At 49.3% G+C, this 25293-nt stretch carries 25 protein-coding genes; 21 read left to right on the plus strand and 4 right to left on the minus strand.

Annotation, left to right across the window (positions count from 1 at the left end):
* The first annotated feature begins 14 nt into the window (after positions 1–14).
* From Q366_RS03375 to Q366_RS03460, 18 genes are all read left to right on the plus strand, one after another.
* On the plus strand, positions 15–1013 hold the full coding sequence (locus tag Q366_RS03375) for an NAD-dependent epimerase/dehydratase family protein (protein ID WP_035236372.1): 999 nt from the start codon (positions 15–17) through the stop codon (positions 1011–1013).
* An 11-nt stretch (positions 1014–1024) separates the two neighbouring features.
* Positions 1025–2374, plus strand: a complete 1350-nt coding sequence (locus tag Q366_RS03380; protein ID WP_035236374.1) for an FkbM family methyltransferase — start codon at positions 1025–1027, stop codon at positions 2372–2374.
* A gap of 17 nt (positions 2375–2391) precedes the next feature.
* Positions 2392–3270: a transketolase gene (locus Q366_RS03385; RefSeq protein WP_156968098.1), complete on the plus strand. Its 879-nt coding sequence runs from the start codon at positions 2392–2394 to the stop codon at positions 3268–3270.
* Complete coding sequence (locus tag Q366_RS03390; protein ID WP_035236376.1) at positions 3267–5024, plus strand: hypothetical protein; 1758 nt, start codon at positions 3267–3269, stop codon at positions 5022–5024. Before Q366_RS03385 ends, Q366_RS03390 begins: the two co-directional genes overlap by 4 nt.
* A gap of 24 nt (positions 5025–5048) precedes the next feature.
* A complete protein-coding gene (locus Q366_RS03395) occupies positions 5049–6188 on the plus strand; it encodes a class I SAM-dependent methyltransferase (RefSeq protein WP_035236378.1) in 1140 nt (379 codons plus the stop codon).
* A 1-nt stretch (position 6189) separates the two neighbouring features.
* On the plus strand, positions 6190–6849 hold the full coding sequence (locus tag Q366_RS03400) for a class I SAM-dependent methyltransferase (RefSeq protein ID WP_051957798.1): 660 nt from the start codon (positions 6190–6192) through the stop codon (positions 6847–6849).
* A gap of 15 nt (positions 6850–6864) precedes the next feature.
* On the plus strand, positions 6865–7794 hold the full coding sequence (locus Q366_RS03405; RefSeq protein ID WP_035236380.1) for a transketolase family protein: 930 nt from the start codon (positions 6865–6867) through the stop codon (positions 7792–7794).
* 1 nt (position 7795) lies between these two features.
* Positions 7796–8863 (plus strand): radical SAM/SPASM domain-containing protein, encoded by a 1068-nt coding sequence (locus tag Q366_RS03410; protein WP_035236382.1) that lies wholly within the window; start codon positions 7796–7798, stop codon positions 8861–8863.
* A gap of 8 nt (positions 8864–8871) precedes the next feature.
* Positions 8872–9342: an acyltransferase gene (locus Q366_RS03415; RefSeq protein ID WP_035236383.1), complete on the plus strand. Its 471-nt coding sequence runs from the start codon at positions 8872–8874 to the stop codon at positions 9340–9342.
* 2 nt (positions 9343–9344) lie between these two features.
* The gene (locus Q366_RS03420; protein WP_035236385.1) at positions 9345–10202 is read left to right on the plus strand and encodes an SDR family oxidoreductase; all 858 of its coding nucleotides are present in this window, start codon (positions 9345–9347) and stop codon (positions 10200–10202) included.
* Between the two features lie 134 nt (positions 10203–10336).
* On the plus strand, positions 10337–11698 hold the full coding sequence (locus Q366_RS03425) for a radical SAM/SPASM domain-containing protein (protein ID WP_169742925.1): 1362 nt from the start codon (positions 10337–10339) through the stop codon (positions 11696–11698).
* A 44-nt stretch (positions 11699–11742) separates the two neighbouring features.
* Entirely contained in the window at positions 11743–12312 is a 570-nt protein-coding gene (locus Q366_RS03430) for an SIS domain-containing protein (protein WP_035236389.1), read from the plus strand.
* A gap of 4 nt (positions 12313–12316) precedes the next feature.
* Positions 12317–12979, plus strand: a complete 663-nt coding sequence (locus tag Q366_RS03435; RefSeq protein ID WP_051957799.1) for an HAD family hydrolase — start codon at positions 12317–12319, stop codon at positions 12977–12979.
* 11 nt (positions 12980–12990) lie between these two features.
* Complete coding sequence (locus Q366_RS03440) at positions 12991–14406, plus strand: class I SAM-dependent methyltransferase (RefSeq protein ID WP_035236391.1); 1416 nt, start codon at positions 12991–12993, stop codon at positions 14404–14406.
* Between the two features lie 35 nt (positions 14407–14441).
* Positions 14442–15482 (plus strand): aminoglycoside phosphotransferase family protein, encoded by a 1041-nt coding sequence (locus Q366_RS03445; protein ID WP_035236394.1) that lies wholly within the window; start codon positions 14442–14444, stop codon positions 15480–15482.
* Positions 15483–15492: 10 nt separating this feature from the next.
* The gene (locus tag Q366_RS03450; RefSeq protein WP_035236396.1) at positions 15493–16152 is read left to right on the plus strand and encodes a class I SAM-dependent methyltransferase; all 660 of its coding nucleotides are present in this window, start codon (positions 15493–15495) and stop codon (positions 16150–16152) included.
* A gap of 8 nt (positions 16153–16160) precedes the next feature.
* Positions 16161–17144: a UDP-glucose 4-epimerase GalE gene (galE, locus tag Q366_RS03455; protein WP_245619853.1), complete on the plus strand. Its 984-nt coding sequence runs from the start codon at positions 16161–16163 to the stop codon at positions 17142–17144.
* The gene (locus Q366_RS03460) at positions 17141–18082 is read left to right on the plus strand and encodes a glycosyltransferase family 2 protein (RefSeq protein ID WP_035236400.1); all 942 of its coding nucleotides are present in this window, start codon (positions 17141–17143) and stop codon (positions 18080–18082) included. The genes galE and Q366_RS03460 overlap by 4 nt, the downstream gene beginning before the upstream one ends.
* Here Q366_RS03460 and Q366_RS03465 read toward each other — a convergent pair.
* The 3 genes from Q366_RS03465 to Q366_RS03475 form a co-directional block, all read right to left on the minus strand.
* Positions 18079–19308 (minus strand): methyltransferase domain-containing protein, encoded by a 1230-nt coding sequence (locus Q366_RS03465; protein ID WP_035236402.1) that lies wholly within the window; start codon positions 19306–19308, stop codon positions 18079–18081. The genes Q366_RS03460 and Q366_RS03465 overlap by 4 nt on opposite strands.
* 151 nt (positions 19309–19459) lie before the next feature.
* Positions 19460–19846 carry a type II toxin-antitoxin system VapC family toxin gene (locus Q366_RS03470; protein WP_035236404.1) on the minus strand — a complete coding sequence of 129 codons (387 nt, stop codon included), beginning with the start codon at positions 19844–19846 and terminating at the stop codon, positions 19460–19462.
* A complete protein-coding gene (locus Q366_RS03475) occupies positions 19834–20061 on the minus strand; it encodes a type II toxin-antitoxin system Phd/YefM family antitoxin (RefSeq protein WP_035236406.1) in 228 nt (75 codons plus the stop codon). Before Q366_RS03475 ends, Q366_RS03470 begins: the two co-directional genes overlap by 13 nt.
* Positions 20062–20149: 88 nt before the next feature.
* On the opposite strand from Q366_RS03475, the gene Q366_RS22310 reads away from it, so the two are divergent.
* The 3 genes from Q366_RS22310 (at position 20150) to Q366_RS03485 (ending at position 22209) form a co-directional block, all read left to right on the plus strand.
* A complete protein-coding gene (locus Q366_RS22310) occupies positions 20150–20407 on the plus strand; it encodes a cyclase family protein (RefSeq protein WP_169742926.1) in 258 nt (85 codons plus the stop codon).
* A 214-nt stretch (positions 20408–20621) separates the two neighbouring features.
* A complete protein-coding gene (locus Q366_RS03480; RefSeq protein ID WP_035236408.1) occupies positions 20622–20960 on the plus strand; it encodes a helix-turn-helix transcriptional regulator in 339 nt (112 codons plus the stop codon).
* A complete protein-coding gene (locus tag Q366_RS03485; protein WP_035236410.1) occupies positions 20950–22209 on the plus strand; it encodes a type II toxin-antitoxin system HipA family toxin in 1260 nt (419 codons plus the stop codon). Before Q366_RS03480 ends, Q366_RS03485 begins: the two co-directional genes overlap by 11 nt.
* 58 nt (positions 22210–22267) lie before the next feature.
* On the opposite strand, the gene Q366_RS03490 is transcribed toward Q366_RS03485, so the two are convergent.
* The gene (locus tag Q366_RS03490; protein WP_342668572.1) at positions 22268–24907 is read right to left on the minus strand and encodes a 6-hydroxymethylpterin diphosphokinase MptE-like protein; all 2640 of its coding nucleotides are present in this window, start codon (positions 24905–24907) and stop codon (positions 22268–22270) included.
* Positions 24908–25293 lie beyond the last annotated feature (386 nt).

Genomic DNA, 25293 nt, shown 5'->3' on the forward strand with positions numbered 1-25293 from the left:
CAAGGGTGGAATATATGCAAGCAATCAAGACTATTTACATCACCGGCGGTGGCGGATACGTGGGCAGTGCTCTGGTACCTGCCCTCCTGGACGAAGGATATGAAGTCCGCGTGCTTGATCTCTTTCTTTACGGCGAAGATGTGTTCGATAAAATTGAAGATAAATCCAGCCTGACCATAATCAAGGGAGACCTGAGAGATACCGACCTGCTTAAAAAGACGATTCCCGGCTCGGATGCGCTCATCCACCTGGCCTGTATTTCCAACGATCCCAGCTACGAACTGAATCCGGTCCTGTCCAAATCCATCAACTACGACGCCTTTCTGCCTCTGGTGGATATCGCTAAAGAATCGGGCGTACGCCGCTTCGTCTATGCCTCCTCCTCCAGTGTTTACGGTATCAAAGATGATCCAAAGGTAACCGAGGATCTGCCTTTGGAACCGCTTACCGATTATTCCAAGTACAAGGCCCTGTGTGAGGAATACCTCAATACCCAGGCCGACAGGAACTTCATCGTTACCACCATCCGCCCGTCCACGGTCTGCGGGTTCGCTCCGCGCCTGCGTTTGGATTTGACCGTGAACATCCTAACCAACCACGCCATCAATAACGGCGTGATCACGGTGTTCGGGGGCCAGCAAAAACGGCCCAATCTGCACATAAAGGACATGGTGGAACTCTACTGCTTCATGCTCAGGCAGCACGAGGATAAGATTCAAAAAAAAATCTACAATGTAGGCTACGAGAATTTCAAGGTCATGGAGATCGCAGAAAAAGTAAAGGCCACCCTCGGATCCGACGTGGAGATCAAGGTCACCCCTACGGACGACAACCGCTCCTACCACGTCAATTCCGATAAAATCAAACACGAGCTGGGTTTCATGCCCAGGCATACCATCGAAGAAGCGATTCTGGACCTGAAGGAGGCATTTGAAGCCGGGTTAATACCGGATTCCATGGACAATATCAAGTACTACAACATTAAGCTGATGCAGGCCATTCACATGCGGTAAGGGATTCAATCATGCACTCTTTTACAAAATATATTGTCCAGACAAAAGCCCTGAGCGATGAACGGCTCACCGTCGTAGATGTGGGAGTCAGTGGTGGTCTGGACAGAAAATGGTACGACTTTGGCGGTTACTTGCGAGGCTTCGGATTCGATGTTCTTGAAAACGAAGTGAGAGATTTGAACCGGCGAATTGACTCCCGCCTTGGCGTGACCTTCCATCCCGCCCGGATTGGTACGGGCGAACATGACTCTACGCCGGGTACACCGAGCAATTGGGTGGAGACGGAAAGGTTAGCCGGCAATCCCGACCAGAGCAGGATGTCGAGCAACTTCTCCACCACGGTTCCAAAAATCACCCAGGTACGAACGTCGCTGGACAGCTTTTTTGAAGATGAAGCCGGCAGTCTGGATTTCATCAAAATCGACACGGACGGGGCCGATTTTGACGTATTGCGCAGCGCAAGTTGTATCCTGGATGAAAAACGGGTACTCGGACTGGAAATAGAGTGTCAATTCCACGGCGGATTCGGTCCTAAGGCCGAAGTATTCGCCAATATCGACACCTACCTCCGGGAGCGGGGGTTCTCCCTGTTCGCAATGGACCCGGTGCACACCTCACGCCATGCCTTGCCCGGCAAGGCCAGGGAACACATTATTGCCGACAGCGACCGTGGACAGCTCATCTGGGCCAATGTTCGCTACTTCCGGGACTTGGCCAAGCCCAATTATCAACAATATTGGCCGTTCGCAGTCACGCCTGCCACGCTCATTAAACTGGCCTGTCTGTTTGAATTGCACAAGCTCAACGATTGTGCGGCTGAACTCATCCTGCGTTTCAAGGACAGTCTGGCAAACCTGTTCGACACCCGGCACGCCCTGAACCTCCTGACAAAGGAATACTATGGAGAGTTCGAGACCTATGCCGAACATCTGAATGCCTTTGAAAATAACCGAGGCTATTTTCTACCCGGAATACAAGAGCTGATGAACAACTACGAGATTACCTATGCCGAATTTGTGGAGCTGATGGAAAAGCTCAGGGGCATGAGAGCCCATCTGGACGCTTACGATTTTTCGGGAAAAACCATTGTGTTTTATGGTGCAGGGGGCCGCTTCCGATCTCTGTACCCAGGCCTGAAAGCACAACTGGAAAAGGCTGGAAAGGTTCTGGCCTGCGATTCAAATCCTGCTCTACACGGCACGAAAATTGCGGGAATCAACATCATTTCACCGGATGATCTTCCCCGGATCACCCCTGACCTTATTTTGGTCACTTCGGTCTATTACAAGGATATCGTTCTTGGACTTTGGAAACTGGCAAAAGAACACGGCATACGATTTGAAATCACCCTGCTTGACTGACAACACGGAAACACAATATGAAAGAGAAGCCTAAACTATGGCATGACGCGGCACTTGCCGCTTCCCTGGATGAACGCTCCCTGGCACTCAGACATTGTATGGTAGACGTCCTCGCGGCTGCCAGCCGGGGCCATCTCGGTGCTTCCGCCAGTCTGATGGAAATCATGCGCGTTCTCTACGACAACATTCTCTCCTTTGATCCCGCTCACCCTGACAGTCCTTCACGCGACCGCTGCATCCTGTCCAAGGGGCACGGCTGCATCACCCAATACGTCATGCTGGCGGACAAAGGTTTTTTCCCCAAGGAAAAACTTTCGGAATTTTGCCACTACAACGGGCTACTGGGCGGCCATCCCTGCGCCTCTAAAGTGCCGGGCATGGAGGCCTCCACGGGTGCTTTGGGGCACGGGCTTCCCATTGGCGTAGGTATGGCCCTGGCCTTGAGAACGGACAAAAATCCGGCCCGCGTCTTCGTGGTCATGGGCGACGGCGAATGTAACGAGGGATCGGTATGGGAAGCGGCCATGAGCGCAGCCAAGCATGGCCTGGACAACCTGGTGGTCCTGGTGGACTATAACAAATTTCAATCATACGGTGAAACCGCCGAAGTCGTGGAGCTTGAACCCTTTGCCGCCAAGTGGCGAAGCTTTGGGTTTGCGGTGCAGGAGGTCAACGGTCATGACGTCAACGACCTGCGGGAGGTTTTGAATAAAGTTCCCATTAAGCCGGGCATGCCCTCAGCCATCATCTGCCACACGATCAAGGGCAAGGGCTTTTCGTTCGCGGAAGACAATCTGGAATGGCACCACAAAAGCAACCTGACGGAGGAATCCTTGAGCGGCATGTATGGCACATTGAAAGCCCTTTCCTTAGACAATAAAGGGAGTTCCTCATGATAGCGTCCTCTTTCGAGGCCTTCCGATACGGAAAAAGTGTCCTGATTTTCGATCATATTCCCAAATGCGCGGGAACCACCATGCTCGAATGCCTGCGCAAGGCATTTCCAGCCTTCCTCCCCCTTTACAGCGCATACGACTGGTTTAAGGTCCGCAAGCACCTGCCAGCCATGCTGAATGAGCATGGCGTGGCAGCCCTGGCAGGTCATTTCAGTTGGGGCATTCATCGCGTGATTTCAAAGGAAGTCAAATGTCATTATTTTACTCTATTGCGGGAACCGGTATCGCTGGTCCAGTCCCAGTTGGGCTACCAACAAATCATGGGAAGTCATGCCTGCCGGGGGGAAGCCATAGACCGATGGATGCTGGAGCACAACTTTGCCAGCATGACCAGTCATATTTCAGGGGGACCGCTGCCCCCTGCGCGAGCTAAAATAGATTCCACGTATGCCTTTGTGGGTTTCACACACCAGTTTGACGACGCGCTCGATACCTTGACAAAGGCGACAGGGATACCCTTGAAGCAACCAGTCCGCAGGAACGTCTCGACCCGTCAGTTACGTGCCCGCTCCAATGTCGTTGATTTCGTAAAAAAACGCGGAGGATTTGACTTCACTCTTTATGAACATGCACTGAAACGCTGGGGAAAGAAAGGCAATCTAAAAACGCCAATCCTTGATAAAACGCATTCAAAGGAAAATAGTACAGAATCGAGACTTATTGACCAGATCACCAACAATGCTCCACAACAAATTCAAACAATATTCGGGGCAGCCGGGGTAGAGCCAATTGAATTGAAGGTGCTCCACAACAATTTTTCCGTATCGGTTGACGATGCCGTACTGCTTGATACCATTGCGCGACACAAGGATTTGGTCATAGACACATTGAATCCGGCCCTGATTTCTTCCCCCGAAGTCATTTGCAGCTTAGAAAAATTGGCAGGGGAACTCTCCAATCTTGCCAGCCCGGGCCAATATGACGGGCTTAATCGAAAATTGGCGGATCTCTACCTGCTTCTAGCGAATATTGCCGCCAAGGACAACAAGGACAAAAGTGAGCAATTATTTTTACGCGCCATCGGCCTTTGCTGCGACCGACACCGTTGCAAGCACACTTATATGACCTGGCTGAGGCAACAAGGGCGCATCCGGGAATCGCTTGCCATCCTTGACGATCTCGCAGACGGCGGTCTGGATCAGCATCTCCTGCGTGAAAGCATTGTCACCCTCGGCATGGTTGATGGCGGCAAGGATGTTCCGGCATTCCTCAAACAGCATGCCACGGAGATCCGCACAGCTTTCCCGCCAGATATTCTGCAAGAAACAATTCCATACCCTATCCGGCGCATACGCCATCTCCGGGGAAAAAAAGTGCTCCTCATTCGCTCCGGGCCTGAGATACTCTGCCGGGATCTTTTGAACCAACTGACTGATGCCGTGACGGAATTGGACATCATCCTGCAAAAAAGCAGCCCATTGGCCGAGGCATATGATTTCAACAGGGAATTTAGGGTACCGGACGGCAAACTGGATCCAATCGCATTATTGGAACGAAAGGGTGTAACCTTGAAAGCCGCAGGGTATGACTTCATCCTGATCGTAGTCTCAACAGTGGAGACCTTAATCTGCGCAAAAAATATTCTCTATCTCGCCAAAGAAATCCATGCGGCCACAACCTGTGGCTACCATTTTGAAAATATTTTTTATGACGCCGGGGATAAGTATGTCTTTGACGTGAACATGGAACTTTAAACGGCTCTCTTCAAGGAATATGACATGGGTACTTCCTGCATTGTCTGCCAAAAAGCGGAACTTGAATTCCCCGGGGTATATGGTTCCCTCCCTCGCGTGGGATCCGATTCACGTCCTTTGCCGCCCGGCGGTGGTATTTTGGGCCAGTGCATGACTTGCGGCACGGTGCAAAAAGTCATAAACGACGCCTACCGGGCCGAATGCAAAGCCATTTATGCATCCTATGTCATGTACGGCCAGTCGGCTGAAAGCGCAGAGCCCAAGGTGTTTGACGGCAGACCAAATCTACGCTCAGTCAAACTTGTGTGCGCCATAACCCGTTCTATGGCTCTGCCTGTGGCAGGCTCACTCCTGGACGTAGGCTGCGGTAACGGCAACTTGCTGCGCAGCTTTAAATCGGCCCATCCCGGATGGAAACTTACCGGCCTGGAACTGGACGGCCGCCACCGTGAGGCGGTGGCGGCCATATGCGGAGGCAGTTCCCTCCGGACCGGCCAACTGGCGGATGTGACCGGAAGGTTTGACCTGATAACGGCGATGCACGTCCTGGAACATATGGTGGATCCGGTGGAATTTCTCTGCCAGATTAGGGAACGTTTAACACCGGATGGGGCCGCCATCGTCCAACTTCCCCTCTGGCAGAAAAATCCATTTGACTTGGTGGTGGCGGATCATGCTGTGCATTACAATGCCGATGCCCTGTGCCGCGTCCTGAACCGTGCCGGTTTCAGGCCCGTCTTTCTGTCCGACGGGATCATACCACGAGAATTGACGGTTATCGCGCGTCCCGGCAAAGGTTCCTTGGATACAAAAAAAACCGACGGTCCAAGTCTTGATGCGGCCCTCGGCTGGCTCTCCAGAGTCAGTGCCTTGGCTGCCCAAGCCATGAATGGTGCAGGAAAAAAATATTTCGGCATTTTCGGCACCGGCAATGCTGCCATGTGGACAACCAAGGCTTTGGCCGGCGTGAATTTTTACGTGGACGAAGACCCCACCCGGCAGGGTATCAACCTGCTAACCGGCAAGCAGGTCTATGCCCCGGAAAAGGTTCCTGAAGGCAGTACAGTGTTCATCAGCCTGCCCCCTGACTTATCCGAGAGCATTAAAACTCGGCTGCGCCATCTGCCGATAAACTGGCTGACTACGCCGCCTTTGGAGAATTAGCATGTCGCACGAACTCTGGATGGAAGTGATGGACGGACTGGCCAACAAATGTCTGGAGTTATCCAAATATTTCACGCACCAGATCCTGTGCAATCCCCGCCACCTGCTCTTTACCCTCTCCCGGTACAAAGCCGCGGCTAGGTTGCTGCCCCGCTACCGGGAGTGTGCTGTGCTGGAGCTGGGCTGCAACGAAGGAATTGGCTCCCTGATTCTGGCCGAAAACGCCACAGCGTTCACCGGCGTGGACTTTGATGCGGACGGCATTGCCTGGGCACGGGAGAATCTGGCAAACGACAAGCTCTCCTTTATTGCCGATGATTTCCTGGGCAAGAGCTACGGAACTTTCGACGCAGTGGTCAGCTTGGACGTTATTGAGCACATCGCTCAACAGGAAGAAAGCCGGTTCTTTGACACCATCCTGGCCAACCTGACCAGGGACGGCATCTGTGTCATGGGTACACCCAATGACACGGCATCCCGATATGCGTCGGAGGAAAGCAAGAAGGGACACATCAACATGTACACTTCAGAACGTCTTTACAAGGCGAGTGCAGAACGGTTCAAAAATGTCTTTTTCTTTGGTATGAATGACGAAGTACTACATACCGGGTTCGATCACATGTGCCATTATTTGATGGTACTGGCCTGCAACCCGCGCTAACGAATTGGAGATACAATGAGAAAAAAATGCCTCGACATGGTCCACGAGCTTGCCCGGCGGGATGAGCGCGTCTTTTTTGTGGGCTCGGACCTTGGCTTCGGCACTCTCAGGGAAATGCAAGAAGAGTTCCCGGACCGGTTCATCATGGAGGGCATCTGTGAACAGCACACGGTGGGACTGGCCGCAGGGCTGGCCCTGGAGGGAAAAATTCCGTTCGTGAACACCATCGCCACTTTTATAGTACGCCGCGCCCTGGAACAGGTGGCCATGGACGCCTGCCTGCACGACCTGCCTGTACGCTTCATCGGCAACGGCGGCGGCCTGGTCTACGCCCCTCTGGGCTCCACCCACCTGGCCGTGGAGGATATCGCCCTCATGCGGGCCCTGCCGAACATGGCCATCGTCTGTCCGGCGGATGCAGAAGAGATGGAGCGGTTCATGGAAACCACACTGGACTGGCCCCATCCCATCTACATTCGGCTGGCCAAAGGCTATGACCCCGTGGTCACGAACCCGGATCATGAGTTTGCCATCGGCAAATCCTACCGCTATGGTGAAAAGAAAGATGCCTTGCTGGTCACAACCGGCGTGGGGCTACGCGTCTGCAAAGACGCAGTTGATTTGCTGGAAAAGAATGGCATCGGCGCGTCCATCCTCTATATGCCAACGGTCAAACCTTTGGACGCGGAAGGCCTTTGCGATGCTGTGGCAGGAAGAAAAGCGGTGGTCACCGTGGAAGAGCACACGATCCTCGGCGGTTTGGGCTCTGCTGTGGCCGAAACGCTCATGGAGGCGGGTCTGGGTGGGGTACCGTTCAAGCGCATCGGACTGCCGGACGTATTCCCGGATCACTACGGCACCCAACACCAGATCATGGCGCGTTATGGCATTTGGCCGGATGGCATCGTCTCGACAGTGAAGACGCTTCTGGAAAGGGACGCATGACATGGGCCTGCTCTATACCAAAATGAAAATCTTTCACTACAGAGACAAGCTTAATTCACTGCCGCAAGCCCAAGAGATCCTGCCTCCCCTGCACATCCGTATCAAGCCCACCAACCGGTGCAACCATAACTGCGGTTACTGTGCCTACCGGACGGACAATCTCCAGCTTGGCCAGGACATGAACAAAACCGACACCATTCCGCGGGAAAAAATGAGAGAGATCGTTGAGGATCTCATCGACATGGGCGTGGGAGCGGTAACCTTTTCCGGCGGCGGCGAACCCTTTATTTATCCCCATTTGGTAGAGACGGTCAGGGCCCTCACGGCAGGTGGTATTAAAGTGGCATCTCTGACCAACGGCTCTCGACTCGAAGGGGAGCCGGCCGAATTATTCGCCCACGAGGGCACCTGGCTGCGTGTCTCTCTGGACGGCTATGACGACCAAAGTTATGCCCGTTATAGAGGGGTGAAGGAAGGCGCGTTCACTCGGCTCTTGAACAATATGACCACCTTCAAGCGCCTGGGTGGTCCTTGTTATCTTGGTGTATCCCTCATTGTGGACAGGGAAAATCAGGCCCATGTTCGTGATCTGCTCTTTCGGCTCAGGGATACCGGCGTGGACTCGGTCAAAGTCTCACCCTGCATTGTGGCCAACGACGGTGTCCGCAACAACACGTATCACCGCCCATTTTATGAGGCTGTATCCAGGCAGGTGGCAGAGGCCAAGGCAGAGCTCGATTCAAACGATTTTTTCATCTACGACGCCTATCATGAACTGGACGAGAAGTTTGACAAACCCTACGGATTCTGCCCCTATTGCCAAATTCTACCGGTCATCGGAGCGGATCAAAATCTCTATCCTTGCCAGGACAAAGCGTACAATCTGAAAGAAGGACTGCTGGGCAGTTTGAAAAACAAACGGTTCAAGGATCTATGGTTCTCAAGCAAGAACCGTTTCTTCAGAATTGACCCGTCACGTCACTGCAATCACCACTGCGTGGCCAATTCCAAAAATCTGCTCATCCACGAATACCTGAACGTGGATTCTAATCATATTGAATTCGTATAGGAGGCGTTATGGTCGATATCCGGCAGACAGGTATCGCGGACAATGTCATGTTCGGAAATAACATCTCGGTCATGGTTCCGGCCAATCTCTATGGCTGCACCATTGGAGACGATACGTTCATCGGTCCCTTTGTGGAAATCCAGTCCGATGCAATTATTGGCAAACGATGCCGCATTCAGTCCCACGCTTTCATCTGTTCCCTGGTTACCATCGGCAACGACTGTGTGATCTCCCACGGAGCCAAATTCGTTAACGACCCGTTTATAAATGACGGCCCGGCCAGGGGTGACCGGACTTTGTGGCGGTCAACAGTACTCGGCAACAATGTATCTGTGGGGACCAACGCCACCCTCATGCCAATCACGGTTTGTGACAACGTAGTCATCGGAGCAGGCAGTGTGGTGACCAAAGACATCACCGAACCGGGCTACTACTGCGGCAACCCGGCCCGGTTCCTCAGGCCCCTCACCAAGGGATAGCCATGCAAACCCAAATCCCAAAAACCCTTGTTATCGGAGCGGCCGGTTACATCGGCCGGGCCATGCACCTGGTGGCGAAACAGTCCTTCCCGGATGCTGTGGGATTAATGCGGAATCATGTGCCCTTGGAACGGCCCGATCTCTCCAACTTGGACGTGGATCAAAGAGAATACGAGTGGGGGATCATCGCTGCGGCCATACCCGGCCTGGCGTATTGTGAGGCCAACCCGGAGGAAACCTGGCAATGCAACGTGGAGGGCACCCTCTCCCTGGCCCGGCAACTGGCCGAAATAGGCATCCGCCCCTTATGGTTCTCCTCTGACCAGGTTTTCGACGGCACGGCTTCACCCTATACGGACAGTGCTCCCCCTTCTCCAGTCAACGAATATGGACGACAAAAGGCAGAGGTGGAAGCAAATTTTTCGGACGCAAGCCGGGGAACCGGCCTGGTTGTCCGACTCTCCAAAATCTACGACACAACGCCCGGTTCCGGAACCCTGCTCGACAGAATGTTGACCAACCTGCGAAAGGGCTGTACGGAGCGGGCCGCCGAAGATCTGATATTCTGCCCCACTCACCTAAACGATGTGGTGAATTGTGCGTTCCTGCTCATGACCCGAAACGCGTCCGGCATCGCCAATGTAGCCGCCGGGCCGATTTCCCGGCTTGACTTGGCACACATGGCTGCCGACGCCGCAGGGGTCGACCATAGCCGGGTGAAACCCATGCGTCTGGCCAGTCTGAAAGAACCGTTTTTCCGGCCTGGCCCACTGGAGCTCATTCCTTCTCCAAAGTTGTCAGGGTATGCTTTTCGAGATGTAGCTGAATCGTTTCATGAACTGGACGGGTCAGGCTATTGATAACAAAGATGCCCCCTCACATTGGGGGGGGCAGGCAGCCTTTATATTAAAAATTGATTTTTTGTATTTGTCATCTTTAAACAGATAGAAAAACATAAGAATTTCCTTATTGAAAAAATAGGAGAGCGATGGTCATGAAACGGATTTGCATCGAACGTATCCCCCAAAATTCACGTGTAGCAATATATGGAGCAGGTGAATCTGGTAGAAAGATTAAGATAATCATTGAATATCTGCGCCCAGATATAAAAATCCTTTTTTTTATTGATTCCTTCAAATCATTCATATTTGAAGGATTTCAATGTCTCAAACTCTCAGAGGCAATTTCACAACTTCATGAAGTCGAATTGATTCTTATTGCTTCAGCTTTCTATAGAGATATCTCTAACATACTGGATATTTTTGAAATTCATAATTATTACATCATTGATAGATGCTATTACCGATTGAATTTTACTCAATCAGAAGAGCTTAAAACCATGGAAAGACAGCTTGAACAATGTAAAAAAAGAAGTCTTATCCCGAGAATGAATTTTCAGGATTCATATATTCGATCTATAGAAAACGACTTGAATGAACTGAAAAATATGCAGGACGCTGGTTTTTGGCCACTCAGCATTATGGTTCAGATTTCCAAAAAATGTAACCTGCGATGTCTTTTTTGTGGACATGAAGGATGGAAAGAAAATACTGGTTTTATGGAGTTCAATCTATTTAAAAGAATAATCCGCGAAATTGAGGAATATGGAGCCCCAATTACCCTTGTCGGTCCACAAGGGGAGCCCTCGCTTCATCCAAAATTTTCAGAATTCATGACATACGTCGGTATGCATGCTGTAGATACCCTTTTATGCACAAATGGAACGGCATTGACTCAGACTAAGATTGAATCTATTGTAAACAGCGGTATAAAAGAAGTACAGATTTCTTTTGCCGGATACGATAAAAAATCTTATGAATCTATCTATGTAGGAGCAAAATTTGAGTCTGTAGTTCGCAATATAAAAATGCTGTCTGATGAAATACGTCGGTCAAAAGCGGATATCAAATTGGTAATTAAAGGAATTTTTCCAGAATATGCCAGAACAAATGAGACATTTGAAAATTTCAAATCCAAGTGCCTTTCCTTTTACGATTCACTTAACCTGGTGGGCGTTCAGTCAGTGTCAAACAAACCGCACAACTTTGCAGGTACGATTCATTTAGGTAAATATTTCAAAGAAATTGGAGTTCACAGCGTAAAAAACATTTCAAACATACACCCCAAGTTGTGCCCCCAGCTTTTCAATCCATGCATTCATTACGACGGAAAAGTGAGCACGTGCGGATGCCACGACTACAACTGCACGATGCAGATCGGTGATCTTGCTCAAGAATCTTTGCTGGAAATTATGCAAGGGAATACACTCCAAAAAATGATAGTGAATTATATGGAAAGACGATATGAATCCCTTCCTCTTTGTAAAAAATGTGATTTTCCATATATTGATGGATAGGAATGTGATCCTGCAATAAAACAGTGAAAAGCCCGGAGAGAGATATGAGTTGGAACGATACTGTCAAGGAGCTGACCTGTTGCCTTTCCAAGCTGAGAGTTACCAGCGGAAACACCCCCATTGACGTGGAGGCAGGATTCAAGAGCCTCTGCTGCACTTCCAGAGACTTGAAACTACGGGGTGGCACCGTCTTTCTGGTGGGCAACGGGGCCAGTGCCTCCATGGCCAGCCACGTAGCCGCTGACTTAGCCAAGAATGCCCATATCCGCACGGAGGTATTCTCGGACTTAGCCCTGATCACCGCCGTGGCTAATGACATCAGCTATGACCAGGTCTTTGCCGAGCCGCTCCAGCGGCGCATGCACCCCGGCGACATGCTGGTCGGCATCTCCAGCTCCGGCAACTCGCCCAACGTGATCAACGCGGCAACCAAGGCCCGGGAGCTGGGTGGAGAAGTAATTACCCTTACCGCCATGGCACCGGACAATCGACTCCGTAAGTTGGGAAGCCTCAATTTCTACCTGCCTGGAAAGACTTATGGCCTGGCCGAATCCGGACACGCTGCCGTGCTTCACCACTGGATTGACATGATGGTCGCGGACTACATGGGGTGATCAGATGCGAATCGGCCTGGATTTCGACAACACCCTGGTTGCTTACGGCCATGCCTTCCGTGACTTGGCCGTGGCACTTGAACTGGCGCCCAAATCCATCCCGCCGGACAAATCAACAGTGCGCGCCTGGATCTGGGAACATCACAGCGACGAGGCATGGCAGCGCCTCCAGGCAAAAGTCTACGGACCTCATATCAACCGGGGACGGCTGACGGACGGCGCTGAAGATTTTTTGCTGATGTGCCGAGACCGGGGGGCTGAACTGTGTATTATCAGTCACAAAACCGAATTCGCGGCCATTGCCCCAGACGGCGTCAACCTGCACCAGGCTGCCCTGGGCTGGATGGAAGCCAAGGGTTTTTTTTTGCCGGTCTGCGCCGGAGGCTTTGGCTTCTCGCCCGGCGAAATCTTTTTTGAAAAGACCCGTGCGGCTAAAATTGCACGCATCAACCGGTTAGGCTGCAATGTGTTTGTGGATGACCTGCCCGAGGTACTTACCCACCCGGATCTTTCCCCCTATGTGGAACGTATCCTGTACCGGGACAGCCCGGATCAGGTAGAGGGTTGTATTTTAGCCGCTCCGTGGCCAGGCATCGCCAATCACCTTTTTCCCGCCCATTGTACGACAATCGTACATGGCCGCAGAAATACTTGTGTAAAAAACTAAGGAACCTGCCAATGCCTCTGACAGCAATCCTCTGCTGCTACCCCCGTGAAACCACTGATATCATTTTTTCCGGGCGTGAGAAGCCGCTCATCACAGCTGCTCTCAAGGGCCTCATGGCACATGGGAGCATTGGCAGAATTGTGGTCTCATCAAGCGAGGCTTTGCCGGGCAATTGCAAGCAAGCCCTTGAAGGCCTGGGGCTGGAGGTACACTACTCCAGGCATATTGCGCCCCAAAAACGTCTGCTTGAGGTCATGAATGACCTCAACCTGAATCAAGCCTGCATACTCAATGGCTACTCCTTTCTCATAGATGCGGAACAAACGTCTCAACTGGAGCGACTAGTCCATTCCGGAAAAAGGCATGCAGCCTGCGTCAACACGCGAAGTCCGTTCCGGTACCAGGCGGTCATCACCCTCGACATGGTCCGCCGGCTGGCCGAAAAATACGAAAGCAACGTCAATCCCCTGAAGCTTCATACCGCCCTGCCCGCGTCCGAGATCGGCCTCTTAGACGATCCTGGCAAGGAATTTATAGGCTTGGACGGTCTACTGTGGCTCATACTGGTCTACGCCATGCAATCAAACGACCAAACCCTTGTCCGGGAAATCCAGTCCAAAATGCGGCGGGATCTCTCCATGCCAAAGGCAGTGCAACGCGTCTTTCGGGAAAAGGGAATTGAACTGGCTGGCCAGGAAAATGGCTGGAACCATGCGGAACTTTTCAAGGCCTGCTCTCTTGTTCAGGAATACTTCACTGATAGACAAAAAAGGCTGGAATCCGTGCATAAGGGGCGTTTTCTGGAAATCGGATATGGCGATGCACCATATTCGGCAATGCTGCATTCCCTTAATTTCGCAAAAGGGGTAGCCATTGAGCCCTTCTCTCTTCCAGGGAATCCGAACTTTAAAGCCAATAAAGCTCAGTTCGCCCGGCTTCTGCCTACGCTATCTGCCCTACTGCCGGAATTCAATCTTCCCCGGGACATCCCTTGCACGGTTACCTTTGAGACCGGGTTCCTCGATACATGCGCCTTTCCCCGGGAATTCTTCGACTACTGCTTCTCTGTAACCGTGCTTGAACATGTACAGAACGTGGCTGCCCTGATGCGTGAACTGCAGCGCATCATGCGGCCCGGGGCGGCCATGCACCATGTGGTGGATTACAGTGGACATATTTTCTGCAAAGACAACCGTTTTCCTTTTTATTCATTCACCAAGGCCCAATGGCTGGCCAAAACCAGCACTCTCAACCTGCTGCGGCGCAGCGAAATCATCACGGACATCCAAAATGCCGGGTTCGAGGTCACAGTGCTGAACGAAGAACGATCCATGGTGCTCCCCGATGATATTGCCCCGGATTGGAGGGAATACTGCACCCAGGACCTGACTACGGTGTCAGGCTCTTATTGGTGCGTCAAAACTTAAAAACTTGATGAGTATTACAAAGAAACAAAACATAGATGAACACCACATTTTCCGGCTTGCCGCCCGGTACCAGAATGACCTCCCTTAGCGGCGGGCGTAACAGTAAGGTCTTTCTGGTTCAACCTCCGGGCAGTGAGCCGTTTATCCTCAAACGCTATTTCAGAAATCCGGCTGACGGTCGAGACCGCCAGGGAAACGAGGCCATGGCGCTTCGTTTCTTTGAGAAGGCCGGAATTGAATCTGTGCCGCGTCTGCTGAGGCTGGATAAGGATCGTCAGGTCTCTATACTCTCATATATAGAAGGGACAAAGGTAACCGACCCCACAACCCGAGACATAAATCTGGCCGTTGAATTTCTAACTGACCTCATCCGCCTCTCCACCACAGAAGAAGCGTTGAAAGAGGAGTTTTCCCCGGCGTCCGAAGCGTTTTTCTCGGTCATGGACATATTGAAAAACATCGAAATGCGCCTTGCCCGGCTGGAACAGGTGACCGAGGAATGCCCGCTCTACCGGGAATTAATTGATTTCCTGTGTCATCAACTCCGTCCGGCCCAAGCCAAATTTGCGGATCATTGCCGCGAATCACTTCAAAGTCAGGGTATAGGTCTGGAAGAATATATTCCCAATGCATGGCGTATCCTCAGCCCATCGGATTTCGGCATGCACAATACCCTAAAACGTCAAGACGGCCGCCTATCCTTTTTAGACTTTGAATATTTTGGCTGGGATGATCCGGCAAAAATCCTGGCGGATTTCTGCCTTCACCCTGCTATGAATTTAAATGAAACCCTCAGGCAACGGTTCCTGTCCGGTATGCTGCCGTCACTCACAACCAAGGGATATGACAGCCAACGGGCTATCGCCCTGTTCCCGCTCTTCGGCATTAAATGGTGCTGTATTCTCCTGAACGAGTTCATGCCTTATGATTTGGCCCGCCGCGGCTTTGCCGGAAACGGCGTCCATGAAGCGTACGAGCAGATACTTACCAGACAACTGGACAAAGCCCGTATCATTCTCAGCACCCTGGACTCACGGGCTGATATCTTTTCCCGCCAACTGGCGGCCAACCGATAAGAGACCCTTCATGCAAAAAATACACATCATCACACCGCTTCATACAGCCACCAAACGCGAATACTTACCGCGCATGATAGAGGATAAAGTGGCCTGCATGCGCAAGGCTAAGGAATACGAATTCGATTACTGGGATGGAGACCGGCGGTACGGCTATGGCGGGTACCGCTATGACGGACGATGGAAACCCGTGGCCCAGTCCCTGATTGACGTTTATTCCCTTAAAAATGACGCCTGTATCCTGGATGTAGGCTGTGGCAAAGCCCATTTGCTTTTCGAACTGGGACAGCTCCTGCCGAATGCAAATCTCATTGGGTTTGATATTTCCCAACATGGGCTGGCAAATGCCCCGGAAATGATCCGGGACCGGCTGTTCAGGCAAAAGGCCCAGGAACCATATCCACATGCCGATGATCATTTTGATCTGGTCATATCCCTCAACGCATTGCACAATCTGGAACTACCGGAATTCAAGGCTGCCATTACCGAGATTGAACGTGTGGGCAAACAAAAATACGTCTGCGTGGAAAGTTACCGTAACGAGCAGGAGCTATTCAATCTCCAGTGCTGGGCGCTGACCTGTGAGTCTTTCTTTTCAGAGCGGGAATGGGTGTGGTTGTACCAGCAATTTGGATACACAGGCGATTATGAATTTATCTTTTTTGAGTAAGACGCATTTTGACTAGCATTCTCGTCACCGGGGGAGCAGGATATATTGGTTCACACACATGCAAGATTTTGGCGTTGCATGGCTATACACCTGTGGTACTCGACAACCTGGTCCATGGTCATGAATGGGCGGTAAACTGGGGTCCCCTCGTGGTCGGAGACCTGTCCAGCCGGGAAGTCCTGGACCGTGTGTTTAAGGTTCATAATCCCAGTGCCGTTATACACCTTGCGGCCTTTGCTTATGTCGGTGAGTCGGTAATTGATCCGTCAAAATATTATACAAATAATGTGATCTGCGCTCTGAATCTTTTAGATGCAATGCGAAGACACGCATGTGAAAAAATTGTATTTTCAAGCACCTGTGCGGTGTACGGCACGCCGGAGTGCTTGCCCCTGTCCGAATCCCATCCCTGCGGCCCCATCAACCCATACGGACGCAGCAAGCGGTTCATTGAACAAATTATGGCTGATTACGGCAAGGCATATGGTTTGCGCCATGCCTCGCTCCGGTACTTTAATGCAGCAGGCGCAGACCCGGAGGGCCAGTTGGGAGAGGACCACGATCCGGAAACCCACCTGATTCCTCTGGCTCTGAAAGCAAGCCTGCCCGGGGCAATGCCGCTCACCGTATTTGGAACGGACTGGGATACCCCTGACGGCACCTGCATTCGAGACTACATTCATGTGGTTGACCTGGCCGAGGCCCATCTGGCGGCCCTTCACTATTTGGATACCCATCCATGCTGTACGTTCAATTTGGGAAACGGTAATGGCCATTCCGTGAAAAAAATCATTGACACTGTTGAAAAAGTAACCGGCAGACCAGTCAACTGGGAAACCGGACCCCGCCGGGCAGGAGACCCTTCCAGGCTGGTGGCAGATGCTTTTCTTGCCAAACAAAAATTGGGTTGGACTCCCTGTTACCAGGACATAACCGATATCATTGGCCATGCCTGGCAGTGGATGGCAAAGCACAAAAGGACAGCCACATGAACAGTCTGCTGACACCTGAACATTTTCACATCATCATTCCGTGTTACAATTGTGAAAAATACATTGACGAATGTCTCAAGTCACTTCAGCGGCAGACCTTCCAAGGCTGGACCGCTCTGGTTGCAGACGACTGTTCTGAGGATAAGACTGCCGAATTGGTCCGCGCTTTCATGGCAAAAGACGAACGCATCAAGCTGCGCCTAGGGGAAAAACGAGCCTGGCTCATGGGCAATACTTTGGCCGGGTTGCGTTCTCTTAACTTAAAGCCTTCGGATGTTATCGCCATTCTGGATGGAGATGACATGCTTATGGACGGGGCCCTGGAATCTCTGTGGGAACATCATGTGGCCGGATATGACTTGGTGTACACAGATGAAGTGATGGAGGGACTTTCTTATTCCATTGGCCGTGCGCCCATTCGATCTGTGGGGATACGGGATCAGCTATGGTGCTTTTCCCACATTCGTTCTTTCAAGGCTTACCTGTTCCATCTCATGGGAGATGAAGATTTCCGTGATCCTGCTGGTGGCTACTTCCGTGCTGCCGGCGATCTTTCCCTTTACCTGCCCATGGCTGAACTGGCAGGGGCGGAAAAAATTTGTTTTGTCCCGAAAAAGCTCTACTATTACCGTATACACGACCAATGCAACTTTAAGGTGATGCGAACAGAACAACTGAACAACAACCGTTTTATCCGCTCCCACCCCTGTCTGCCCCGGCAGACTGTACACTTTGATTTTACGCTTGATATAAGTTATGTGGATAAGGCCGGACTGCACGAACTTGCCCGGGAAACCCGCGGCCGATTTCCAAAACCGTTCAGTGTGTGTCTTCGCCACCACATTAGTGCCGATGAAGAGGATTCCTGGCGTGCCTACCACGAGTTGTGGATTGGGGAAGGCATATTTTTAACCGGTATTATAAAGACTGAACACTAACGTCCAAACAAGGTACTTATACTGGGAATTATATCAAGGTATATAAGCCGGTTTTCAGTCTCATTGTGAATTTGAAATATATGATTTGGCTCAATATGTATTGTGTCTCCAGGTGAAAGCGTTGTTGTTCTGCCTGGTTCAACTAATAATGCCTGACCGGTTAAAATATGCAACTGATGCTCCCATGGTGTGGCTCGCTCTGGTGTGTGGCCTTGGGGTTCGATTGTGACACGGCGGGTACAGAACATCGGAGAACGTTCCAAATTTTCTGTGGTAAGCCAACTGAGACTCATCCCTCTAGCACCATGTTCATCAATAGTAAGTATGGGAGTTGAACCTGCGGGGACAGTTATTGCGTAAGCCTTCTCAGAATGCCAATGTTCTATTCGCGAGATGTTTTCCTCATCCTCCCTGCGCATCTCTTCGTCTATCTTGATAGGAAAAAAAGGGGAGTCTGCCACGATGCTTTCAAGCAATGCCTCCTCGGTTAGGGGTGATGGATTGGATTCACAATTGCTCAAGGGACAATGCAAAATAATTTTTGTCTTTTTGCTAGGCGTTAAATTGCTTGTCATTGCTTGCACATGCCTTCGAATTTCAGCAATATTTCCTAACACCTCCATGTGTTTATTGGAAAACTGTGCAAAGATTTTAAAAGGCCGCCCATCTAACAGGCGGTCAAAATCACGTAAAGTGAAGTAAGCGACATCTCCAGATTTTATGGGATTGTTGCTACGGAAAAACTGAGGGTGAGTCTCACGGATATAACACAAAAAGGCTTGTTTCTGTTCTTCGCTGTCAAAAAAACTCTCCGTAGAAATTAACAGATGATTCCGGGCAACCCGCAGAAGCTCAAAAACAACTCGTTCAGAATCTTCTATATGTTCAATGGTTTCAATACAAAGCACGGTGTCAAACTCATCATCTGGATAGGGAATATCCAAGGCAGAACCATGCTTGATTTTCAGTCCGTAGCGCTTATTTGCTACGGACAAGGCATGGTTATTGGTATCAAGGGTCGTAACATCAGCGTTAAAGAGTCTCTCCAAAAGGTATGAATGATATCCATCAGCCCCCCCGACGTTTAGCACTTTACCCAGCTTAAGTGTATTCAGCACCTTAAAAATGGAAAAAGTACGGGCATAATGTACTAAATGTAGAGGGATAGTGTGTTTCCAACCTTTCATATATCCATAAATCGGTGCATGGGCTTGTTCGTATGGCATTGAGCTTCCTTTAATTTATGGTTTCTGCCTAGTTTTTTCAGGACAGATAGTGCAGGCGCATGTCCGGTTTTTTTGACTCACTGCCTGCTGGGCTGTTTTCGCAACTTCAATGCCCAAGAAAGCGGATACTACTTTCAGCTTCCAAAAATTTTCATCTGAGTGTTAACACCTTATAGTGTTCAAATCGACTGTCATGGGTCACAATTGGAAGATGCCGTAATTGAGCCGTTGCTATTATGATTCGATCAGCCGGGTCTTTATGAATAAGCGGCAGCGATGAAGAATGCAGCGCAATTTCCCCTGTGACTGGAATTTCAACCAAATCATGAATTTCAAGGGCTTTAGCGTACCAGCAGCATGGTTCCATAGTCAAGGCAAGCTTCTTCAGTGAAACTTTACAGCCAATCTCTAAGGCTGATGCGGCACTGACATACACTAAATCAGCTTGTTGAATGGCCTCCAATGTGTCCTTTGAGAGTCGCCCGCCTCCGTTCACCAGCCAAATCAATCCACAAGTGTCGAGCATTATTGAAGACATTCAAAGTCCTCACTCATGTCATCATCAAACAGAGGACCGCTCACTGTCACATGCAGTTCCGGGGTCCCCTGTAACCGATTTTTGGGTTTATGGGCTATGATTTCGGCGACCGGTGTGCCATTCCGGCAGATAAGGTAAGACGTATCATTCTTTTCTATATTAGATAACAATTTGGAAAGCTTATTTTTTGCTTCAAATACGCTGATAATTTCCATGTGGTCTCCTTTTCCAAAGCATGCTGCTTGTAGCTTAGCTAACTAAGCTAATATTGTCAACTCTTGCTATTTGATTTATGCAGATATGATGACAACAAAATCAATTCCCAGACAATGGATCTTCCTTTCATACCCGTTAAGCAAAGACACGCCTGCTTTCGGCAATGGGAATGGAATATGCATTCAGGCCTTAAAACAGATGGATTCAGGATATTCCTGTAATACACGCTGCTGGAACTTACCCAATCATTTGGGGACACACTTGGACTTTCCCAGACATTTTATCCCAAACTGGAATCACGCCACTGATTATAATGCAGGCTTTTGCGTCTTTAACTATTCATGAATGATTGATTTGGGAGAAGTTAAACCCGGAGAAATTATTTCTCCCAAGCACTGATAACGATAAAAATGCCTTATATATAGACCACAATAAGATCACAAGGTTTACATATAGATCATAAATATCATTTGACAAGTCAATTTAAACAACCTATTTTATGAACCATAAAAAGGCCATATAATTACGTTATGATCTATATATAAATCAAGAGGTGGGTATGCCGAAATCTATCGCACGCACCTACTCACAATATAGCCGAGAAGCAGCAGCCCTGCTCGGTGCGTTAATCCGGGAAGCACGTAATGAGCGCAAACTTACCGCTCAGGAATTGGCGGATCGCGCTGGTATTTCCAGAGGGATGCTGCAACGTATTGAAAAAGGCAACCTCAAATGTGAAATTGGGGCTGTTTTCGAAGTCGCAACTATTGTCGGCATCAAGCTGTTTGATGCTGATGGAAGTGATCTGGTCAAACAGCTTCGTCACACAAAGGAAAAGCTGGCGCTCATGCCAAAATCTGTTCGCAGGAAGTCAAAAAAGGTGAACGATGACTTTTAAAACAGAAAAAGAAGCCTTTGTCTGGATTTGGCTCCCTGGAGAAACCGAACCGGTTGTGGCCGGACGTCTTGAAGCGGATAACAGCAATATCATATTCAACTATGGTAAAAGCTACTTGGAGCGTGTCAATTCCACCAAGCCTGCAATAGCGATTTACGAACCCGAATTGCCGCTAATGCCTGGATTATTGCCTTTGCTCGAGGGTTTAACCATGCCCGGTTGTATCAGGGATGCAGCACCTGATGCCTGGGGAAGACGTGTAATCATCAACAAAAAATTAGGACTGAAAGGCGCCAGCATGGATACGGCCGATTTAGATGAGTTGACGTACCTGCTGGAGTCTGGATCAGATCGAATCGGAGCACTGGATTTTCAACGGTCTCCGACAGAGTATGTGCCACGTAATGTTAATAATGTCAGCATAGAAGAGCTGATTGCATCCTCAGAAAGAGTCGAGCAAGGAATTCCCCTCACTCCAGAGCTGGATCAGGCGCTTTTTCATGGAAGCTCCATAGGTGGGGCTCGTCCGAAAGCCCTGGTTGAAGAAGGGGGAAAAAAATACGTGGCCAAGTTTTCATCCAGCACAGATCTGTACAGCGTCGTGAAGGCTGAGTACATTGCCATGCGGTTAGCTGAATTGTCAGGATTGGATGTCGCACCCGTAGCATTGAAAAAAGCAGCGAACAGAGATGTTCTTCTGATTGAGCGCTTCGATCGTGAACCCAAAGCTGACAAGTGGACTCGCAAGGCTATGGTTTCGGCTCTGACGCTGTTTGCGTTGGATGACATGATGGCGCGTTACGCCAGCTATGAAACCTTATCTGAAATTATCCGCCACCGTTTTACCAATCCAAGGCCGACACTCAAAGAGATGTTCTCCCGGCTTGTCTTTAATATTTTATGCGGAAACACCGACGATCACGCACGAAACCATGCAGCCTTCTGGGGTGGCTCTATGCTGACACTGACACCGGCTTATGATATTTGTCCACAAGGACGCACAGGCAATGAGGCTTCACAGGCCATGCGCATATGTGGTGAGAACAATCTGAGCAGACTCAAGTCATGCTTGAAGACCGCGCATAATTTCCTTCTGACTGAAGAAGAGGCTCGTAATATATTTCATCACCAGATCACCACAATCAAACAACATTGGGAAACTGTCTGTAACGAAGCCAAGTTAAATGAAGTCGATAAGAGGCTCCTTTGGAAACGGCAGTTTTTGAACCCTTATTCGATTGAACTATAATTGCACCGGGGCACATGTGACCCATGCTTATATTTACCTTTTTAATGTCAAGTCATGGTTAATATGGTTTCTGTTTGAGTTTTTCCAGGGCAGACCGCGCAGGCTCATTGCCCGGGTCTTTTTGGAGTACTGCCTGGTAGGCGGTTTCTGCAGCTTCAATGAACCCTTGTTTTAAATAACAATCACCGAATTTTTTTAAGACATGAATCTTTTCAGGTAAAGCAATGAAACATTTTTCGTAGGCGACAGCAGCCGAAGCAAAGTCTTCATGCCCAAAAAAAGTGTCCCCAAGTTCTTCCCATAGTACGGCCTGGTTGGGGTCCAGCGCCACAGCTTGTGTGAGTGTTTGAATACCCTGATCAAACCGGTCTGTTTCCATCAGCAGTCTGGCTGAAAATGCGAGCCATACCGGATATGAAGATTCATTTGAATGAAGGGAATGAGCAGGTCCTAGCAAATGCTTTTCCAGATAAACTGACGCCGCAAACTTGTCATCCCTTTCAGCCATACATCTTGCCTGCCAATAATACCACTCCGGGGTCTGCCCGCAAATGGGTGCCCACAATTCTAAAAATTCCTCTGCAAGGTCTATATTCTTGTCTTTCCCAAGCCATTGGGAAATCCATTGAACGGTCATTTCCCAATTTTCCTGTTTTGCCTTCAAAACAAACTCTTTTTCCCGGCATGAACGAAGCGCCCATTTCAAATTTCGTGGAATCTTTGACTCTATAAGTCTTTTTAACCAATATTCTCCCAATTCCCGCCGTTGTATCCCCAATTCGTCCCGTATCGCTGAATCTTCATCGGCAATATTTGTCTCCCACAATTTTTCAGCAGATTCAAAATCCAACAGTTGTGCTTTTGCAATTCCCATGAGCATTTTGGCCCTATCCACATCTGGTGATAAATTTTTTCCCTTTGAAAAAATCAACTCCAAAATACTGATGGCTTTTATGGGGCACATTTCTTTCAAGTAAAGTACGGTAAGCCCCAGTGCCTTTTTGATCGAAAAAGGCGAATCGGAATTCAAATCTGACATGAGCCTGTCTTCTTGTTCCAAGAAAGAAACAAGCGTTCCTACCTCTTCACTAAAAGCCATCAGGCCCTTTTGATGTCCCCCCATTTCAAGGGCCATCATTTTTGAATCCTTTGCGATGGCCTCCAAATAGGTATTAGTTTTTTCAATTTCCTGGACAACCTTGGCCTCATTAATCATTTTAGCTGCCACTTCCTCTATTGGCAAAAAGGGTTTCAACCTATTTCGTGACTTTAAAATATTTTGCTTATGAGTCTGGATCTGTTTGGGGAGCTTGGCAAAGGAATTTATCTTTATAGATGACGGAGCGGTTTGATTATCTAAAAACCGAACTATCTTTTCGTTGTTTGATAGAATGGAATTAACTTGTTTAAGCCGTGCTTTTGCTTCACGCAGTTGAGAATTAGCTGCTTTAAGAAATTTAGACAGGGAGACACAAGGCCGTTTTTCCAATGCAGATGCGACAATAGTATTCACATGTATCTCCTGCATTAAATCACTTTTAAGCACATCCTCAAAATTTTGAACTATCGTACCCTCAATATAAGCGCCAGCCGCTGTTGCATTGATATAACGACGGGAAGACTGCCGCATAATTTCTTCAAAAGTCTGTTTAAACTCTAACAGGAAATCCCGGGTTTTAACCATCTTTCCATCAACACCTTTAACATGAATCAAATTTTTCCCTTGATGCCAGTTATGGTTGAATACGGTTCCCTTTACATGATCGGCATCTTCGGAAACCAATGCAAAATCATGCCCTAACATGATAATTGGATCCGCTTCAATCATCTGGGCAAATGAGAGCGAAAGAGACGCCACCGTGCCGGAAGGCTTCATCAAGTCTTGTACTTTCAGGGCGTCAATCATCCACTCCTGGGTATCATTGTCCTGAAAACAGAAAAAAAGGTGGTCTAAGGGCAGTCTTCTGGCCGTTGGAACCGATGTCGAAATAACGGCCACAAGGGAGAATGGCGCTTTTTTTAATAAATGCGGGGACAATTTATCAGAATTAAGTTCCCGAAAATCAAGGGTCGTGACAAAATCAGGGCGAATTTCGTTATTCAAGAGAGGAACAGCAGCCGAATCCACCGCAATAATGACACATTTCCCCACAGCTTTTTTCAAATCTGCCATGCTTTGATTTAGAGAAGGGCCGGCGGAAACCAGGATGGCAGGTTTGCCGCGAAACGCCCCTTTCAGGACATCCACATTCCGGGCTTCCCGGAACAGTGCCATGTTCCGAATCCTGTTTTTAAAAAGCAATTCACCGCATTTATCAAACACGCCTTTGGCCGAAATGGCCTTAGTTGCATAGGCCCTTGCTTTATTGACAGCGTCGGTGTACAGCGTTTTATTCCAATCAAATTGAACCATATAATTGCTGAAGAAAATATTTACGGAAATGGGGAATCCCACTAAGGTTTCGTCAAACTGCTGCCAGTCGATCTCTCCGACAAAAAAGGTTACTTTTTCAGACAGGAAAAGAGGGCGCAAATCCACATAGGTTAAAGCGGTACAAAATATATCTAACGAGGGTTCAACAACCATCATCCGGTACATATCCTGACGCATTTCCAGGGCGGCCAGGGGCCGGTACCCAAGCCCCATTCCCGTAAAGATACACACTGTCGTATTTAAATTTTCCTCTTTTTTCAGCATGGGAAAATTTTGTCGGACAGCCCCTACTGCATCATTTCTATCGCAGAGGAACTGGAACTTTTCCCCGGGCTGATGAAATTTCAATGTCGGCCCGGTTTGCGTAGGAAGAATGGTTCCGATTTCCACCGGCGTATGGTCAACAACCTGTTTATAAAGCTTTTGATTGGCTGATCTCAGGCACACCAGATTTTCTTCACGATAGTTTTGCACCCATCACTCCTTTTCCAGATATACGCCACGCTTGTTCTTTTTATGGTACAAGCATAATAATTAACTTTGCACTTATCCACTATTAAGATGTTCTTATAGTAAATAAACCACATTCTTCTTGAAAAACAAGGCAATAATGAAACAAGCGAATTAACCCCAACGGTAAAATTTTTAAA

Source organism: Desulfobacter vibrioformis DSM 8776 (assembly GCF_000745975.1).
Lineage (GTDB): Bacteria > Desulfobacterota > Desulfobacteria > Desulfobacterales > Desulfobacteraceae > Desulfobacter > Desulfobacter vibrioformis.

Coding starts and splice junctions, on each gene's coding strand:
- Q366_RS03465 (WP_035236402.1), bottom strand. CDS start 19,308: ATGCCATACGAACAAGCCCATGCACCGATTTATGGATATATGAAAGGT.
- Q366_RS03375 (WP_035236372.1), top strand. CDS start 15: ATGCAAGCAATCAAGACTATTTACATCACCGGCGGTGGCGGATACGTG.
- Q366_RS03430 (WP_035236389.1), top strand. CDS start 11,743: ATGAGTTGGAACGATACTGTCAAGGAGCTGACCTGTTGCCTTTCCAAG.
- Q366_RS03490 (WP_342668572.1), bottom strand. CDS start 24,907: ATGCTGAAAAAAGAGGAAAATTTAAATACGACAGTGTGTATCTTTACG.
- Q366_RS03390 (WP_035236376.1), top strand. CDS start 3,267: ATGATAGCGTCCTCTTTCGAGGCCTTCCGATACGGAAAAAGTGTCCTG.
- Q366_RS03420 (WP_035236385.1), top strand. CDS start 9,345: ATGCAAACCCAAATCCCAAAAACCCTTGTTATCGGAGCGGCCGGTTAC.
- Q366_RS03470 (WP_035236404.1), bottom strand. CDS start 19,846: ATGTCTTCAATAATGCTCGACACTTGTGGATTGATTTGGCTGGTGAAC.
- Q366_RS03440 (WP_035236391.1), top strand. CDS start 12,991: ATGCCTCTGACAGCAATCCTCTGCTGCTACCCCCGTGAAACCACTGAT.
- Q366_RS03400 (WP_051957798.1), top strand. CDS start 6,190: ATGTCGCACGAACTCTGGATGGAAGTGATGGACGGACTGGCCAACAAA.
- Q366_RS03395 (WP_035236378.1), top strand. CDS start 5,049: ATGGGTACTTCCTGCATTGTCTGCCAAAAAGCGGAACTTGAATTCCCC.
- Q366_RS03385 (WP_156968098.1), top strand. CDS start 2,392: ATGAAAGAGAAGCCTAAACTATGGCATGACGCGGCACTTGCCGCTTCC.
- Q366_RS03460 (WP_035236400.1), top strand. CDS start 17,141: ATGAACAGTCTGCTGACACCTGAACATTTTCACATCATCATTCCGTGT.
- Q366_RS03410 (WP_035236382.1), top strand. CDS start 7,796: ATGGGCCTGCTCTATACCAAAATGAAAATCTTTCACTACAGAGACAAG.
- Q366_RS03405 (WP_035236380.1), top strand. CDS start 6,865: ATGAGAAAAAAATGCCTCGACATGGTCCACGAGCTTGCCCGGCGGGAT.
- Q366_RS03480 (WP_035236408.1), top strand. CDS start 20,622: ATGCCGAAATCTATCGCACGCACCTACTCACAATATAGCCGAGAAGCA.
- Q366_RS03425 (WP_169742925.1), top strand. CDS start 10,337: ATGAAACGGATTTGCATCGAACGTATCCCCCAAAATTCACGTGTAGCA.
- Q366_RS03475 (WP_035236406.1), bottom strand. CDS start 20,061: ATGGAAATTATCAGCGTATTTGAAGCAAAAAATAAGCTTTCCAAATTG.
- Q366_RS03380 (WP_035236374.1), top strand. CDS start 1,025: ATGCACTCTTTTACAAAATATATTGTCCAGACAAAAGCCCTGAGCGAT.
- Q366_RS03415 (WP_035236383.1), top strand. CDS start 8,872: ATGGTCGATATCCGGCAGACAGGTATCGCGGACAATGTCATGTTCGGA.
- Q366_RS03485 (WP_035236410.1), top strand. CDS start 20,950: ATGACTTTTAAAACAGAAAAAGAAGCCTTTGTCTGGATTTGGCTCCCT.
- Q366_RS03435 (WP_051957799.1), top strand. CDS start 12,317: ATGCGAATCGGCCTGGATTTCGACAACACCCTGGTTGCTTACGGCCAT.
- Q366_RS22310 (WP_169742926.1), top strand. CDS start 20,150: ATGACAACAAAATCAATTCCCAGACAATGGATCTTCCTTTCATACCCG.
- Q366_RS03450 (WP_035236396.1), top strand. CDS start 15,493: ATGCAAAAAATACACATCATCACACCGCTTCATACAGCCACCAAACGC.
- Q366_RS03445 (WP_035236394.1), top strand. CDS start 14,442: ATGAACACCACATTTTCCGGCTTGCCGCCCGGTACCAGAATGACCTCC.